10 protein-coding genes are annotated in these 13,991 nt (G+C 52.4%); all 10 read left to right on the forward strand.

Features of this window, described 5'->3' with window-relative positions; genetic code table 11:
- Positions 1-157 precede the first annotated feature (157 nt).
- The 10 genes from ttrS to tssH all read left to right on the forward strand — a co-directional run bounded on the left by ttrS (position 158) and on the right by tssH (position 13,959).
- Positions 158-1,891, forward strand: coding sequence for a tetrathionate respiration histidine kinase TtrS (gene ttrS, locus MNO13_RS09705; RefSeq protein ID WP_422387220.1), 1,734 nt, complete (start codon positions 158-160; stop codon positions 1,889-1,891).
- Positions 1,892-1,898: 7 nt separating this feature from the next.
- Positions 1,899-2,516 (forward strand): tetrathionate respiration response regulator TtrR, encoded by a 618-nt coding sequence (gene ttrR / locus MNO13_RS09710; protein ID WP_064545596.1) that lies wholly within the window; start codon positions 1,899-1,901, stop codon positions 2,514-2,516.
- Positions 2,517-2,735: 219 nt separating this feature from the next.
- On the forward strand, positions 2,736-3,503 hold the full coding sequence (locus MNO13_RS09715; protein WP_232887342.1) for a hypothetical protein: 768 nt from the start codon (positions 2,736-2,738) through the stop codon (positions 3,501-3,503).
- 1,326 nt (positions 3,504-4,829) lie between these two features.
- Entirely contained in the window at positions 4,830-5,324 is a 495-nt protein-coding gene (tssB, locus tag MNO13_RS09720) for a type VI secretion system contractile sheath small subunit (RefSeq protein ID WP_232887350.1), read from the forward strand.
- A 42-nt stretch (positions 5,325-5,366) separates the two neighbouring features.
- The gene (tssC, locus tag MNO13_RS09725; RefSeq protein ID WP_232887351.1) at positions 5,367-6,911 is read left to right on the forward strand and encodes a type VI secretion system contractile sheath large subunit; all 1,545 of its coding nucleotides are present in this window, start codon (positions 5,367-5,369) and stop codon (positions 6,909-6,911) included.
- 13 nt (positions 6,912-6,924) lie between these two features.
- Complete coding sequence (gene tssK, locus MNO13_RS09730) at positions 6,925-8,274, forward strand: type VI secretion system baseplate subunit TssK (RefSeq protein WP_241939900.1); 1,350 nt, start codon at positions 6,925-6,927, stop codon at positions 8,272-8,274.
- A complete protein-coding gene (gene tssL / locus MNO13_RS09735; protein ID WP_232887353.1) occupies positions 8,271-8,960 on the forward strand; it encodes a type VI secretion system protein TssL, short form in 690 nt (229 codons plus the stop codon). Before tssK ends, tssL begins: the two co-directional genes overlap by 4 nt.
- On the forward strand, positions 8,960-10,645 hold the full coding sequence (locus MNO13_RS09740) for an OmpA family protein (protein ID WP_241940058.1): 1,686 nt from the start codon (positions 8,960-8,962) through the stop codon (positions 10,643-10,645). Before tssL ends, MNO13_RS09740 begins: the two co-directional genes overlap by 1 nt.
- 3 nt (positions 10,646-10,648) lie before the next feature.
- On the forward strand, positions 10,649-11,140 hold the full coding sequence (locus MNO13_RS09745) for an Hcp family type VI secretion system effector (RefSeq protein WP_232887354.1): 492 nt from the start codon (positions 10,649-10,651) through the stop codon (positions 11,138-11,140).
- A 182-nt stretch (positions 11,141-11,322) separates the two neighbouring features.
- Positions 11,323-13,959, forward strand: coding sequence for a type VI secretion system ATPase TssH (gene tssH / locus MNO13_RS09750; protein WP_241939901.1), 2,637 nt, complete (start codon positions 11,323-11,325; stop codon positions 13,957-13,959).
- Positions 13,960-13,991: the final 32 nt, after the last annotated feature.

Below are 13,991 nucleotides of genomic sequence, written 5' to 3' on the forward strand. Positions count from 1 at the left end.
TCACGTCATTGTTCGGCTAGTGATGTATAAAAAATGTCTATGATTTACAGTGTAAAAATCAGGGAGTGGCGGCTCTATTGTGGTTAACCACATAACCAGCTTGTTGTTGATCTAAAACAACATAATCAACAGGGATAATTCGGTGATTGGGACACAGATGAGATGTCTGGCGTTATTCATGTCAGCCATCATGATGAGCGGTGTTGCGTGGGCGGAATCGTGGAACATTGGTGTTCTGGCGATGCGTGGAGAGGTGTTGACCCGCAGCCACTGGCAAGCGCTGGAAACCACGCTCAACCAACAACTTCCCGGCGAGGCGTTTCACATTCAACCGCTCGATCTGCATCAAATGCAGGAGGCTGTTAACCGCAAAACGGTACAGTTTGTGGTGACCAATCCGGCGCAGTTTGTGCAACTCAATAGCCATTCACCGCTGCGTTGGCTGGCTTCTTTGCGTTCTGCTCGTGGTGGCAAAGCGGAGAGCAATGTAATCGGCAGTGTGATCCTCGCCCGTCGTGACAGCGGTATTACCTCGGTACACGAGCTGATTGGCAAAACGGTAGGCGCTATTGATGCGCAGGCTTTTGGCGGCTATTTACTGGGATATAAAGCGCTCATTGATAGCGGTATCCGCCCGGAACGTGACCTGAATTTGCGCTTCACCGGTTTCCCGGCTGATGCTTTGCTCTATTTGTTACGCGAAAAAGCCATTCAGGCGGCGATCGTGCCGGTCTGCCTGCTGGAGAATATGGAGGAAGAGGGACTTATCCATAAGCAAGATTTTGTCGCGCTGTTAAACCATTCGGCCTCTATTCCCTGCTTAACCAGCACGCCGCTTTATCCCAACTGGTCTTTTGCCGCAATGCCGATGGTCAGTGATGAACTGGCGGATCGGGTCACGAAGGTTTTGCTTAATTCCCCAGAAAGCGCGTCTTTTCGTTGGGGGGCTCCGGCCTCGACCAACCAGGTCGAAACACTGTTGCAAGACATACGCCAGCATCCGCAACAGCGACGTTTGTGGCTGGATATCAAAAGCTGGTTGATTCAACATCAGCTGGCAATGGGCACCGTGGCGTTGGTCCTGCTACTGCTCACGCTAAATTACATCTGGGTGATGCTACTGGTACGGCGGCGTGGCCAGCAGCTAGAGCGCAATAATGTGCTGCTGCGTCAGCAGGAGCAGGCGCTGGAAACGGCAAGACAAATGAGCGTGCTGGGAGAGATGACATCTGGTTTCGCCCACGAGCTGAATCAACCGCTCTCGGCCATTCGGCATTATGCCGAGGGATGCCTGATTCGCCTTGAGGCGCAGAATGAGCAACATCCACTGCAGGCGGCGCTGCAAGAAATTGACCGGCAGGCACAACGTGGAGCCGACACTTTGCGTAACCTGCGCCACTGGGTCAGCCAGGCGCAGGGTAACCCAGTGATGAGCGAGGAGTGGGGGCAAGTCAGCATTCGTGATGCGATGTTACATGTCTGGCGATTATTGCGCATGGAGCAGCATTTCCCGGCATTAACACTGCAAATGGAGGCCAATTCCGCACAGACTTTGCAGCTGCCGCCAATGCTGCTTGAACAAGTGCTGACCAACCTGACCCTGAATGCGGCTCAGGCGGGAGCCACAACGATCTGGTTAATGGTGGACGATAAAGACAGCGGCACGCGAATTACCCTACAAGATAATGCCGGAGGCATTGATGAGGTGTTACTGCGCCAGGCTTTCCAGCCTTTTATGACCACCCGCGACGAGGGAATGGGACTCGGACTGGTGATATGCCAGCGTTTAGTCCGTTATGGCCAGGGAGAGATCAGTATCCAGAATCAAAAAGCCGCGGATGGTCAGTTGGGTGTGGCGGTGGTGTTAGATTTTACGCGCAAGGAGGAATGAAACAGCAATGGCGATAATTCATCTGTTAGATGACGATATGGCAGTGACTCAAGCCTGTGCTTTTTTGCTTGAAAGCCTGGGATATGAAGTTCACTGCTGGCATGAAGGGGCAATGTTTTTTTCGCAGGCAGAGTTATACCAGACGGGTGTGCTGTTGTTGGATATGCGTATGCCGGTTATGGATGGCCAGGCCGTGCATGAGGAAATGTTGCGACGCGGCAGTACGCTGGCGGTGGTGTTCCTCACCGGCCATGGTGATGTTCCGATGGCGGTAGAACAAATGAAACGCGGTGCGGTCGATTTCCTGCAAAAGCCCGTATCGGCAAAGCCCCTTCAGTTGGCGCTGGAACATGCATTACTGGTTTCTGAGCAGACATTTGAACGGCAAAAAATTGTCGCCTGTTATCAGCAACTGACACCTAAAGAGCGGGAGCTGGCGGGGCTGGTGGCAGATGGGTTAATCAACCGTGAGATTGCCAGCACCATGAATATTGCGGTACGCACGGTGGAAGTGCACCGCGCCAGGGTGATGGAAAAAATGCAGGCAGGCAGCCTGGCGGAACTGGTGAACCGACTGCAGCAGATACTGGACGACAGAAATGCAAAAAATTATCTGGTTTCCTGAGCGGGTTTGAGACTAATGATGACCCTTTTTCGTAAGCTGGATTAGCTCCGCGCATCATCAGTACATCAGGATGTGCCGGTTAGTGCTGCCGCTGGTCAAAGTACTCTGAGGCTGAAATAATGGAGAACGGTGATTGCTGAAAACGCCGCCTGAATTTCTTATATAAACCGAAAAACGTGACAAGTAATTTATTAATTAAAAGTAATCAAATGGAGAGTAATGGTGGGGATATTAGAAGGCTCTAAATCGCAGTGTCCACGCTTGGGAAATACTGTCGGCAGGATAGTTGCTGGTGCATTAATTTTAATGAGTTGTAGTCCTGTTTTCGCCCAACTGAAAGAAAGTGATATCGATACCCTGCTCACAACAGCACTCACTGAGACTCAAAATATACCTGCTAATGCTTGTGTAAGTATGCCCAATCCAGGCGTTAAACTTCCAGGGAATACTGAAACCGCTTCATTGATGTATCCGTCAGGGGATATCAGAAAAGATGTAGCTGCACTGATTGATGCTGGTTTAATCACAGTAAAGTTTAATTCTGGTGAGGGGGCGTCTGCATTGGCCGTTTTTAAGGCAAAAGCTGCTGGCACTGACTCATCAACATCCCCTAATGTTGCGTTAAGTTATGTAGAATTAACCCCGCTAGGGAACAAGTTTTATCGCTATGATGATCCTAAATCAGGTCATCTTCCTCAAGGACTCTACGGCGCAAACCGCTTTTGTGCACATATTCAGTACGGTGGCGTGGAGAAATATATGAAACCATTAAAGAACCCCTATGATGATAATCCTCATCTTGTTTCATGGGTTAATTTTAAATGGAAACTCGATCAACATAAAACACCGTGGCTGAATAATGCGGTACTAAAAGAACAGTTATCCATTTACAGTGATAAAGATTCATGGTCGCGTAGCGGAATTCTTATTGAGCTGAATGACGATAAATGGGAGTTAGGGAATGAACCCTATACCATTCGATGGTGAAGCGGTAAGACGTCTGGTTCGGTATGGCGTTCGTTAGCGACGTATTAACCCGCGCAATATTGAGTCTGGTCGTCTTTTCGTTTATACCGCAAGAATTCAGACAACTAAATAGTCATAAAAATTCGCATGAAGTCTAACAGTAAAAAGCCCGCTTAGTTTCCTAAGCGGGCTTCTTAAATTTGGCTCCTCTGACTGGGATCGCCTTTGCCAATAACTGGCTAATCCTGAATTACCTTTCTGTCAAGACCACCAGAATGACCACCAATAGCTGCTGGTTACATAAACCTGGTATGAGCAGTTCCACTGAGTGGGATGATAATTATAATGGTGTTCCTTGTAGGAAGCGTAGTCAGAGCGAGTAACGAGGGACTTTCCCCGTAGTGCAACTGTGTCTAAAGAGAGCTGACAGTCCGTTTATTCCGAAGCGGACGTTTCAGACTTAACAATACGTTCAAAGATGAGGAGCAGCCCAGTTTCCTGTGCGTGCTTCTTAAATATCCGCTCCAACCTCACTACTACCCGATAATGCTGTTAATGTCGCTGACCGTCGCTGCCGGCAGCATATTGGGATAGCTCCACATAAAGCAAAAATCAGGAGCGGTTTGGATACTGAGGATACAGGAAGCCGGTGATTGAACGTGTTGCGAAGCGAATAGCAAATTGTTCGCTGATTTAACAATTTCCGGATTGACACAACAAACGTATCGAACGTGACCGGCTAATGAAATGTTATAACTATTTGCATCGCCAATCTGATCGTTTACTCCAGTCAATAGATCAATTTTACTGAATTTCTTGAAATCCTTTAATTATCACCTTTGTTGATAAATACAAAGAACATAATAATCAAAGTGAATGTATTCATTAAATGAATTTTAATGAAGCATTTTGTTTCAAATAAATCGAAGAAATCATCGTCTATTTTTGGATTTTCTTTCGGGGAAATTCTTAGTTTTTAAAATATTCCCATGCTTATTATATAAAAACGGTTTTATTCACTTTCCAGTCTGGACGGGCTTATTAATAAAACTGTGACGTACATCAAAAAAATCAATTAGTGCTTTGTTTATCTAATTTAACGAAAACAAACAGAATATATGACTGCATTAAATGTTAAATTTAGTTAACAAATCTTCTGTTGTGCTCATTTTCAGTTCCCCTCATTTGCCTGACTCTTGTACTTGTTTAGTGGAAAATTCTTAGGAATTTTCTAATAAAAGTTCAATGAACTGTAAATTTGATCTGGGTTAGCTATTTGCTCTATCATGGTTTTGTAAAGAAACCCTATGGATTTTGTCTTAACCGTTAACATACTAAGGGAATGATATGGCTGACTCGACCTTCCAAAGCGAGATACCAAAAGCACGCGTTAACATCCGCCTGGACCTGCATACAGGCTCAGCACAGAAGAAAGTTGAATTACCGCTGAAGCTACTGGCAGTAGGGGATTTCAGTAATGGAAAAGAAACCCTCCCGCTTTCAGAAAGAAGCAAAGTGAATATTAATAAAAACAACTTTAATAGCGTCCTCTCTGAATTAAACCCTGAAGTTAAATACTCTGTCTCAAACACACTTTCTAATGATGGCACTGAGGAAAATGTCAGCCTGAGTTTCCAGGAAATGAAAGATTTTGAACCAGAGCAAGTTGCTCGCCAAATACCTCAGCTCCGCGCCATGCTTGCCATGCGTAATTTACTTCGCGATCTGAAATCTAATCTTCTGGATAATGTTACTTTCCGAAAAGAGCTTGAAAAAATTCTAATCGACCCGGCGTTAACCCAGGAATTACGTGACGAATTGAGTGCCCTTGCCCCTGAATAATCACAGGGTGAAATATTTAATGGATTAACAGAGAGAATGCTGATGTCTGTAAATAGCGAAACACATTCAGTACAGGGGCAAACGACTGTCCTGGAAAAAACGCCACACAATAGTGTTTATGCTTCACTGTTTGAAAAAATCAATCTGACTCCGGTCCATAATCTGAGTGATATCACCGATTACCAGGACGCCAACATCATGGCGGAAGCCTCAACAGATGAACGTGTCACTGCGGCGATTCAGGTCTTCATGCAGGTGATTACCAAGTCAGGCCAGAAAGTCGAAAAACTCGATAAAAACTTACTGGACCAGCATATCGCTGAACTGGACTGCCAGATCAGCCGTCAACTGGACGAAGTGATGCACCACCCTGAGTTTCAGCGCATCGAAGGCCTGTGGCGTGGACTCAAACATACCGTTGACCGCACGGATTTCCGCCAGAATGTGAAGATTGAAGTTCTGGATGTCTCTAAAGATGACCTGCGCCAGGACTTTGAAGACGCGCCGGAAATCATCCAGAGCGGGCTGTATAAACATACCTATATTGATGAATATGATACCCCTGGCGGGGAGCCGATTGCGGCCATCATTTCTTCATATGAGTTCGATGCGTCTGCGCAAGATGTGGCGCTGCTGCGCAATATTTCCAAAGTGTCTGCTGCTGCCCATATGCCGTTTGTCGGCTCGGTTGGCCCTAAATTCTTCCACAAATCCAGCATGGAAGAAGTGGCGGCGATTAAAGACATCGGCAACTATTTTGACCGCGCCGAATATATCAAATGGAAGTCCTTCCGTGATTCTGAAGATTCCCGCTACATCGGCCTGACCATGCCGCGTGTGCTGGGCCGCCTGCCGTATGGCCCGGATACGGTGCCGGTTCGTAGCTTCAACTATGTTGAGGAAGTGAAGGGACCCGATCACGAAAAATACCTGTGGACCAACGCTTCATTTGCGTTTGCCGCCAACATGGTGAAAAGCTTCATCAACAATGGCTGGTGTGTGCAGATCCGTGGTCCACAAGCAGGTGGTGCCGTCACCGATCTGCCAATCCATCTGTATGATCTCGGTACCGGCAACCAGGTGAAAATCCCGAGTGAAGTGATGATCCCGGAAACCCGCGAATTTGAATTCGCAAACCTCGGCTTTATCCCGCTGTCGTACTACAAAAATCGCGATTATTCCTGCTTCTTCTCCGCGAACTCCGCGCAGAAACCGGCGCTGTATGACACCGCAGATGCGACGGCTAACAGCCGAATCAACTCCCGCCTGCCGTATATCTTCCTGCTGTCGCGTATCGCGCACTACCTGAAGCTGATTCAGCGTGAAAACATCGGTACCACCAAAGATCGCCGCCTGCTGGAGCTGGAGCTGAATACCTGGGTGCGTAGCCTGGTGACTGAAATGACCGATCCTGGCGATGACCTTCAGGCTTCCCACCCGCTGCGTGATGCCAAAGTCGTGGTTGAGGATATTGAGGACAACCCGGGCTTCTTCCGCGTGAAGCTGTTCGCGGTACCGCACTTCCAGGTAGAAGGCATGGACGTCAATCTGTCTCTTGTCTCGCAGATGCCAAAAGCCAAAGCCTAAGGTGGTTGCAGGGATGAAAATCTATCGTCCTCTGTGGAATGAGGGGGCATTGCTGTCCCCTCAGCAATTCCAGCAGCAGGCAGCATGGGAATCTTTTCGCAGTGCCGGTGTTTCGGCACTGGCTTCCCCCTTTCCGTGGGGGGTGGAAAAGGTTGAATTTGATGACAACTTGCTTTCATCCGGACTGATCCAGATCTCGCAACTGCGTCTGTGGCTGGAAGATGGTTCGCTTATCGACACCCAAAACAGTGACCTTCCACCGCTGCCTCGTGAGCTTGCATCTTCGCAGCTTGCTGGCCTCGATGTGGTCACGGTAGTCATCGCACTGCCGCTGATGCAGCCTGGTATGAGCAATGTTCAGCAGGAAAACGTCGTTTCTGACAGACCGCTGCGCTATCGCGAAGAATGGGTCACCGTGCAGGATGCCTTCGGTGCTGAAGAAGAGTCGATGGCCGTTGCCCGTTTCAATTTTACTGTGCGGTTTGCGCATGAAAGTAACGAGTCATGGAAAACCTGCCCGATTGCACGTCTTATCCGGGACGGGCAGGGCGGATGGCGTCAGGACTCGACTTTTATTCCGCCGCTGGCGTTATTCTCCGCCAGCCCGTCGCTGCGTGAGCGCCTGGTTTTGCTCAATCGCCAGCTTCGCTCCCGCCGCCAGCGCCTGATGTCGATGCGCCGTGAAAGCAACGAACGCCTGGCTGATTTTGCAGTCGCCGATGTTTCGCTGTTCTGGTTGCTCAATGCCCTGAATTCCCATGCGCGAGTACTGACGGAATATGAACGCTTCCCGGCCCGTCATCCTGAACAGGTCTGGGCTGAACTGGCTCGCCTGGCAGGCAGTATGCTGACTTTCTCTCTGGACCACGATCTGGATGCCATCCCTGGTTATGACCATGCTGAACCGGCCAGCACCTTCCCGCCATTGTTTGAGCTGATCACCGGTTTGCTGGAAGCCAGTTTGCCATCCAGGGTCATCGTGCTTGAAATGTCCCGTCCGGATGAGCAGACCTGGAAAGCCAGCCTGCACGATATCCGTCTGCGCGAAGAAGCCGACCTGTATCTCTCGGTACGTTCCGACATTCCGGCGTGGCAGATAGCCGACCGCTTCCCGGCACTGTGCCAGGCAGGTTCACCGGATGATGTGAACGAAATCTACAGTGCGGCACTGAAAGGCATTCCGCTTATTCCAGTTAGCCGCGTACCGGCGGCGTTACCGGTGCGTATGGAAAACCAGTATTTTGCACTCGACATGGAAAGCGCTGCCGCCCATGAGATGCAGGAACAGGGCGTGTGCATGTTCTATGTGCCTGCCTTACTGGGTCAGCTTGAGCTTGAACTGTTTGCGGTACTGCGCTCATGAGAAACGACATTGATATCGACGAGTTGATGGCGGAAACCTGGTTGATTGTCACCATGCTGAAAAAAGGGTCGACGACACCGGATGGCTCAGCGTTGTACGACAAATGCGTCAAGCAGGTTGAAAACGTGCGAGAAGCGCTGGAACGCGCTGGATATGACGCGGCCAGCATCGACCATATTTCCTATGCCCAGTGCGCTTTGCTGGATGAAGCGGTGATGAGTCGTAAGCCGGGGAAAGCAGCAGCGGGCGAAGCGCCTCTGGTTGATGAAGGCCAACTCGCCTGGCGTAAAGCCCCCCTTCAGGCACGTTTTTTCGGCTCCCTGCATGCCGGAGAAGCTTTGTGGGACAGGATTGCGGAAGTGCTGCGCCAGCCTGCGCCCAATCATGCGGTTTTGACCTGTTATCACCGCGTGATTGCACTGGGTTTCCAGGGGCTGTACAGCCTGCAAGCAGTGAGTCAGACACAGCGTGAGGAAGTGATTAAAGCGCTGTCAGAACGCGTTTCCCAACCCGATGCCGGTCTGTCTCTGGTCGTTCACCGGACGGGTAAACATCGCTGGAGCCTGATGCGTTCGGTCTGGTTCTGGGTCGTGCTGGCGGTGGTGCTGACGGGCGTGGTCTGGTGGGGAGGGCATCTGTGGCTCCAGGCGCTGCTATCGGCGCAAATACCGGAGTTGCCACGTTAATGCGTAAATCAGTCATCCTCTCGGTTGTTTTACATACCCTGGCCGGGTTTGCGGCGTTGCTGTGGCTGCTGTGGTATTTCATGCCCGTCAGTAACGTGTTCAAAAGCCTGGCCACGTTGATGCTCGCCATGCTTGCAGGCTGGCTGGTGTGGAAAAACTACCGCTACCGCGTACAGCAAACCAACGGGTCGGATGCCTTTATCGAGCTGCCGTTACTGGATACCCAGGGGCCGGTTGTACTGGTTTGTGGCGACGCTCTTGAGACGATCTTTCAGGGGCAACCTCTCCGCAAAACCGCTCAGGGCTGGTGGTTGCACGCCGGAGAAGTGGGCGAGTTAACGGACATGGTGCGCAGCATTCAGGTGCAGCAACCGCGCCAGATTGGTCAGCTTTCCGTGATGTATGTCTGTCTGGCCGACCAGCACCAGGATGAGGCCGTGCTGCGCTCAGCACTGAAAACACTCCGTCAGCAAATCAAACAGTTGAGTGCTTTGACCGGTTTTACATTACCGGTGGTGGTGAGCTGCGAATTCTCTGGTCCGCAAACGCCATGGGTGATTGTTCGTGGTAATAAGCCTGTGGTGTGTCCGGCCAATGAATCGCCGCAGGCGCTGATTGACTGGCAGCAGACGCAAGAAAATCTTGCCACGCTTCCGCTACTCAGCCAGGCATTTGGCTTTATTCGCGAAACGCTGCTTGATGAGCTGGATAAAGCGGACAGATTAATCCCACCGGTGCGCGCTTTTGCTGTGGCGTTGCGCCTCGGTGCCACAAATACCGACCCTGCTCCCCAGTCTGTCTGGTCAAACTGGCTGTTTCGCCGCACCTGTTTGCAGTTCCCCTGTGTGGTGGCAGCCAATGACCCGGCCAACCGTTTTCCTGATGCCATTCTGCCGTTACTGGCGCCGTTTGCGGCTCCGGTACAGGGCGGGCAACGTACCCGTCGCGTCGTGTTTCTGATGTGGTTGTGTGCGCTGGCGGCACTGGGGTTTTCTGCACTCAATAACCGGAATCTGATACGCGAGGTCGGTGCTGATCTCCAGCGCTGGTCCGCCATTCCGATGAACCATTACGCCCCTAAAGCGCAGTCACTTGTGGCACTTAAGCAAGATGCCCTTGAGCTTGAACGCTGGCATCGCCAGGGGGAACCGATGCGTTACAGCCTGGGTTATTACCCAGGACAACGACTGTGGCTGGCACTGCAACAGGCCATTGATACCTATGTTCCGCCACCGGCCCCGAAACCAAAGCCAGTACCGAAAATTGTGCGCCTCGACAGCATGTCGCTGTTTGATTCTGGCAAGGCGGCGCTCAAAGACGGCTCCACCAAAGTGCTGGTGAATGCGCTGGTGGGCATCAAGGCTAAACCGGGCTGGCTGATCGTGGTCAGCGGTCACACGGACAATACCGGTGGCGTTCAGCTTAATCAGACTCTGTCGCTGCGACGGGCTGAAGCGGTACGCAACTGGATGCGCGATACCGGAGATGTACCGGAAAGCTGCTTTGCGGTGCAGGGATATGGCGATAGCCGCCCGATTGCTTCAAACGAGACGCCAGATGGCCGTTCGCATAACCGGCGTGTCGAAATCAGTCTGGTACCGCAGGCAGATGCCTGTCGTATACCGGGCGAAAAACCAGCGTCACCGGATGTACGTGACGTTTCAACTCAAGAAATGGAGAAGTAAAACATGGCAATTCCAGTCTACCTGTGGCTCAAAGACGACGGCGGTGCGGACATCAAAGGTTCCGTTGACGTAAAAGATCGTGAAGGCAGCATCGAAATCGTGTCACAGGACCACAACCTGTACATCCCGACTGACAACAACACCGGCAAACTGACGGGGACCCGTATTCACACCCCGTTCCTGTTTACCAAGGAAATCGACTCTTCAAGCCCTTATCTGTACAAAGCGGTGACCACCGGTCAGACCCTGAAATCTGCCGAGTTCAAATGGTACAAAATCAACGACGCGGGCCAGGAAGTTGAATATTTCAACACCAAGCTTGAGAACGTTAAACTGGTTAAAGTGGCACCAAAAATGCACGACATCAAAGATCCGGGCTACGAGAAGCACAACCACCTGGAAATGATTGAACTGCGCTACGAAAAAATCACCTGGACTTACAAAGACGGCAACATCATTCATTCCGATTCCTGGAACGAACGTACCACCGCGTAACACCCCACAGCAGACGGTTCACCGTCTGCTGTTTTTGTTTGCCCCCAGGTCGGATAAGCAAAGCACCATCCGACAATCCTGTAGGCAAACAAAAACAGCATCTATCAATCGACCTTATGGGCCTGGGTTTCCTGCAAAAGGAAAAGGCTAAGGGCGGTAGCGTACCCCAACAAGGAGCCATCATGGAACAGCAGTCAGCCGTACTACTTCGTCGCTTAAACCCCTACTGCGCCCGTGCACTGGAAGCAGCGGCCACGCTGTGCCAGACCCGCGCCCATGCCGAAATCACCCTTGAACACTGGTTGCTGAAACTGCTGGAGCTGGGCGAAGGCGACATCACCGTGCTGGCGCGTCGCTACGAATGGGACATGGATGAGTTATGGCGCAGCCTGCTGGCCCATCTGGATGTGCTGCCGCGTTCGGTACACACCCGTCCACAACTGGCCGCTGACCTGCAAACGCTGATGAAATCCGCCTGGCTTGCGGCGTCTTTACAGGAAGACAATCAGTCGATCCGCAGTGTTCATCTGCTGGAAGCCTTAATCAGCCAGCCAAAACTGCTGCGCTGTGAAGGCCTGTGGCCGCTGTTCAGCCTGAGTGAAACGCAGATTAACCGCCTAAAACCGTTGCTGGATGCGCAGTCCGATGAACGCCCGGACGTGCAGCAGCAGGAAAGCCTGAACCGCGAGCCGTCCACGCTGGCGGAAGAAAAACCGGCCACTGTCTCCGGCACTAATCTGAGCGAAGCACTACAGGCGGTTCTGGATAAATTCACCCTCGACGTCACCGCGAAAGCGAAAGAAGGGAAAATCGACCCGGTGTTTGGCCGTGACAACGAAATCCGCCAGATGGTGGACATCCTTTCGCGTCGTCGCAAGAACAACCCGATTCTGGTCGGCGAACCGGGCGTGGGGAAAACCGCGCTGGTCGAAGGTTTAGCCCTGCGCATTGCCGAAGGCAACGTGCCGGACAGCCTGAAAACCGTCAGCCTGCGCACCCTCGACCTCGGCCTGTTACAGGCGGGGGCGGGCGTGAAGGGCGAATTTGAACAACGCCTGAAAAACGTTATCGACGCGGTACAAAACTCCCCGACGCCGGTGCTGCTGTTTATCGACGAAGCGCACACCATTATTGGCGCGGGTAACCAGGCGGGCGGCGCGGATGCGGCTAACCTGCTGAAACCGGCGCTGGCGCGTGGCGAACTGCGCACCATCGCCGCCACCACCTGGAGCGAATACAAACAATATTTTGAACGCGATGCCGCGCTGGAGCGCCGCTTCCAGATAGTCAAAGTGGACGAGCCGGATGACGAGATGGCCAGCCTGATGTTACGCGGCCTGAAATCCCGTTATGCACAACACCACGGCGTCCATATCACTGATGAAGCCGTTAAAGCCGCGGTCAGCCTGTCGCGCCGTTACATCACAGGCCGCCAGTTGCCGGACAAAGCCGTCGACCTGCTGGACACCGCCAGTGCCCGCGTGCGCATGAGCCTCGACACGCTGCCGGAAACCCTCACGCAACTGAAAGCCCATATCACCGCGCTGGACATGGAAAACCAGGCGCTGCTGGAAGACATCGCGCTGGGCAGCAACACCCAGGGCGAACGTCTGACACAAATTGAACAGCGGACTGCGGAGCTGACCCGTGAGCTGGCGGAACGGGAAACCCAGTACCACGCCGAAAAAGCGCTGACCCGGCAACTGCTGGAGGTCCGTCAGGACATCAGCCGCCAGGCCGACATCAGCACGCTGCAACACCAGCTCACGGAGTTGCAGGGCAGTGCGCCGTTGCTGTCGCTGGATGTCGACGTGCGCACCGTCGCCAACGTGATTGCCGACTGGACCGGCGTGCCGCTGACCAGCCTGCTGAAAGACGAACAAACCGACCTGCTGATGCTTGAGCATCATCTGGCTAACCGCGTGGTTGGCCAGGACAAAGCACTGGTCGATATGGCGCAACGCCTGCGCGCGGCAAAAACCGGCCTGACACCGGAAAACGGCCCGCTGGGCGTGTTCCTGCTGGTTGGCCCGAGCGGCACGGGCAAAACTGAAACCGCGCTGTCACTAGCCGACAGCCTGTTCGGCGGCGAGAAGTCACTGATTACTATCAACCTCAGTGAATACCAGGAAGCACACACCGTTTCCCAGCTCAAGGGTTCCCCTCCGGGCTACGTCGGTTACGGCCAGGGCGGCATTCTGACCGAAGCGGTGCGCAAGCGCCCGTACAGCGTGGTGTTGCTTGATGAAGTGGAAAAAGCGCACCGCGACGTCATCAACCTGTTTTACCAGGTGTTTGACCGTGGCTTTATGCGCGACGGCGAAGGGCGGGAAATCGACTTCCGCAACACGGTTATTCTGATGACCGCCAACCTCGGCAGCGACCATCTGATGCAGTGGCTGGATGAACAACCGGACGCCACCGACGGCGATTTGCAGGAACTGCTGCGCCCGATCCTGCGCGACCACTTCCAGCCCGCGCTGCTGGCGCGCTTCCAGACGCTGATTTACCGCCCGCTGAACGCCGTGGCGTTAAGAACCATCGTGGAAATGAAACTGGCCCAGGTGGCGAAACGCCTGAAAAACCATTACGGCCTGAAAACCACTATCGACGACAGCCTGTACGACACGCTGGTTGCCGCCTGCCTGCTGCCGGACACCGGCGCGCGCAACATCGACAGCCTGCTGAATCAGCAAATTCTGCCGGTACTCAGCCAGCAGTTGCTGCAACGCAAAGCCGCGCAGCAACGTACCACTTCACTGGTTTTAGGCTGGGATGAGGAAGAAGGGATTGTGCTGGAATTTGATGGACAAGAGTAATAAGCGTTTTTTACTAAATAAAAATAGGGAGC

Origin of the sequence: Buttiauxella ferragutiae (assembly GCF_022637515.1) — a bacterium.
GTDB classification, from domain to species: Bacteria; Pseudomonadota; Gammaproteobacteria; order Enterobacterales; family Enterobacteriaceae; genus Buttiauxella; species Buttiauxella ferragutiae.

Excerpts from the sequence above, each read along its gene's own strand:
- tssC (WP_232887351.1), top strand. The coding sequence starts at position 5,367 with ATGTCTGTAAATAGCGAAACACATTCAGTACAGGGGCAAACGACTGTC.
- ttrS (WP_422387220.1), top strand. The coding sequence starts at position 158 with ATGAGATGTCTGGCGTTATTCATGTCAGCCATCATGATGAGCGGTGTT.
- tssH (WP_241939901.1), top strand. The coding sequence starts at position 11,323 with ATGGAACAGCAGTCAGCCGTACTACTTCGTCGCTTAAACCCCTACTGC.
- tssL (WP_232887353.1), top strand. The coding sequence starts at position 8,271 with ATGAGAAACGACATTGATATCGACGAGTTGATGGCGGAAACCTGGTTG.
- ttrR (WP_064545596.1), top strand. The coding sequence starts at position 1,899 with ATGGCGATAATTCATCTGTTAGATGACGATATGGCAGTGACTCAAGCC.
- tssK (WP_241939900.1), top strand. The coding sequence starts at position 6,925 with ATGAAAATCTATCGTCCTCTGTGGAATGAGGGGGCATTGCTGTCCCCT.
- MNO13_RS09740 (WP_241940058.1), top strand. The coding sequence starts at position 8,960 with ATGCGTAAATCAGTCATCCTCTCGGTTGTTTTACATACCCTGGCCGGG.
- tssB (WP_232887350.1), top strand. The coding sequence starts at position 4,830 with ATGGCTGACTCGACCTTCCAAAGCGAGATACCAAAAGCACGCGTTAAC.
- MNO13_RS09715 (WP_232887342.1), top strand. The coding sequence starts at position 2,736 with ATGGTGGGGATATTAGAAGGCTCTAAATCGCAGTGTCCACGCTTGGGA.
- MNO13_RS09745 (WP_232887354.1), top strand. The coding sequence starts at position 10,649 with ATGGCAATTCCAGTCTACCTGTGGCTCAAAGACGACGGCGGTGCGGAC.